The organism is Bradyrhizobium sp. ORS 375 (genome assembly GCF_000239775.1).
Taxonomy (GTDB): domain Bacteria; phylum Pseudomonadota; class Alphaproteobacteria; order Rhizobiales; family Xanthobacteraceae; genus Bradyrhizobium.
Genome location: NZ_CAFI01000102.1, coordinates 1 through 2331 on the forward strand (window position 1 = coordinate 1; position 2331 = coordinate 2331).

Genomic DNA, 2331 nt, shown 5'->3' on the forward strand with positions numbered 1-2331 from the left:
GGCAGAACCACAGATCGCAGAATTTCGCCGCGCCGACCGGCTGCTGGCACCGAGGGAGCACCACATGGCCTTCAAGAACTTTAAACTCGAAACCGACTCCGACGGCATTGCGCTGATCACCTGGGACATTCCGGGCCGTTCGATGAACGTGCTCGACGAAACCTCGACCAACGAGCTCGAGGCCCTCGTCAAGCAGACCACCGCGGACGCCGCCATCAAGGGTGTCGTCATCACCTCGGCCAAGGAGGCGTTCTGCGCCGGCGCCGATCTGTCCATGCTCGAGGGCATGAACCGCATCTATCAGGACGTGCTGACCAGCAAGGGCGAGGAAGCCGCCAACCAGATGCTGTTCGACACCAGCCGGCGCTTCTCGCAGATCAACCGCTCGATGGAAACCTCGGGCAAGCCGTGGGTCGCCGCGATCAACGGTCTCGCGCTCGGTGGCGGCTTCGAGATCACCCTGTCGTGCCACTATCGCGTCGCGGCCGAGAACCCGAAGACCCGCCTCGGCCTGCCCGAGATCAAGGTCGGCCTGTTCCCCGGCGCCGGCGGCACCCAGCGCGTGCCGCGCATCGTGCAGCCGCAGGACGCGATGAACCTGCTCCTGAAGGGCGAGGCGCTCACGCTCGACAAGGCCAAGGCGCTGAAGCTGGTCGACGCCATCGTGCCGGCGGCCGATCTCATCAAGGCCGCGAAGGACTGGATCAAGGGCGGCGGCAAGGCTGTTGCCCCGTGGGACGAGAAGGGCTTCAAGCTGCCCGGCGGCCCGGTGTTCTCCAAGAACGGCATGATGATGTTCCCGGCGGGCAACGCCATCTATCGCCGCGAGACCTACGACAACTATCCGGCCGCGCGCGCCATCATGAGCTGCGTGTATGAGGGCCTGCAGCTGCCGATCGACGCCGCGCTGCGCGTCGAGTCGCGCTACTTCACCAAGATTCTGCGTTCGAAGGAAGCGGCGGCGATGATCCGCAGCCTGTTCCTGTCGATGCAGGAATTGAACAAGGGCGCGCGCCGCCCGGCCAACCTGCCGGCGAGCAAGATCAAGAAGATCGCCGTGATCGGCGCCGGCTTCATGGGCGCATCCGTCGGCTACGTCTCGGCGCGCGGCGGCCTCGAGGTCGTGCTGATCGATCGCGACCAGGAGAGCGCCGATAAGGGCAAGGCGCATGCGCAGGGCGTGGTCGATGGCCTCGTCAAGAAGGGCCGCACCAAGCCAGGCGAGGCCGAGGCGATCATGGGCCGCATCACCGCGACCGCCGACTACGCCGCGCTGAAGGATTGCGATCTCGTCATCGAGGCCGTGTTCGAGGACCGCAAGGTCAAGGCCGAGACCTATGCCAAGGCGCAACAGCATCTCAAGGACGGCGCGATCTTCGCCTCCAACACCTCGACCCTGCCGATCACCTCGCTCGCCGAGGAGTTCAAGGACCAGGGCCGCTTCATCGGCATCCACTTCTTCTCGCCGGTCGAGAAGATGATGCTGGTCGAGATCATCATGGGCAAGAATACCGGCGACGTCGCGCTGGCGACCGCGCTCGACTATGTCCGCACCATCGGCAAGACGCCGATCGTCGTGAACGACTCCCGCGGCTTCTTCGCCAACCGCTGCGTGATGCGCTACATCGCCGAGGGCAACGAGATGTTCCTCGAAGGCGTGCCGCCGGCGATGATCGAGAACGCCGCCAAGATGGCCGGCATGCCGGTCGGCCCGTTGTCGCTGTCGGACGAGGTCGCGCTCGACCTCGGCTTGAAGATCATGAAGGCGACCGAGCACGACCTCGGCGCCAACGCGATCAACCAGGACCACAAGAAGCTGATGGTCGAGCTGGTCGAGAAGCAGGGCCGCTTCGGCCGCAAGAACGGCAAGGGCTTCTACGACTATCCCGAGAAGGGCAAGGGTCAGAAGAGCCTGTGGCCGGATCTGGCGAAGCTGCAGCCCAAGCATCTCGATCCCGACACGCTCGATGTCGAGGAGCTGAAGCAGCGTTTCCTGGTGGTGCAGGCGGTGGAAGCCGCGCGGACCGTCGAGGACCACGTCATCACCGACGTGCGCGAGGCCGATGTCGGCTCGATCCTCGGCTTCGGCTTCGCCCCGTTCACCGGCGGCACGCTGTCCTACATCGACTTCATGGGGACGAAGACCTTCGTCGAGCTGTGCCACAAATACACGGCGAAGTACGGCTCGCGCTTCGCCCCGCCGAAGCTCCTGGAAGAGATGGCCGCCAAGGGCGAAACCTTCTACGGCCGCTTCCCGCCGAAGAAGGCCGCGGCTTAACGACGATCAGCTGCCTGCAATCAGAACTCCGCTCTCGCCAGATCGACAGTGCG

1 protein-coding gene is annotated in these 2331 nt (G+C 65.0%); it reads left to right on the top strand.

What is annotated here, in order from left to right; translation table 11 throughout:
* The first annotated feature begins 64 nt into the window (after positions 1-64).
* Entirely contained in the window at positions 65-2278 is a 2214-nt protein-coding gene (locus BRAO375_RS08815) for an FAD-dependent oxidoreductase (RefSeq protein WP_009027114.1), read from the top strand.
* Positions 2279-2331: the final 53 nt, after the last annotated feature.

Bases quoted from the DNA above. Each gene is read 5' to 3' on its own strand.
- BRAO375_RS08815 (WP_009027114.1), top strand. From the start codon at position 65: ATGGCCTTCAAGAACTTTAAACTCGAAACCGACTCCGACGGCATTGCG.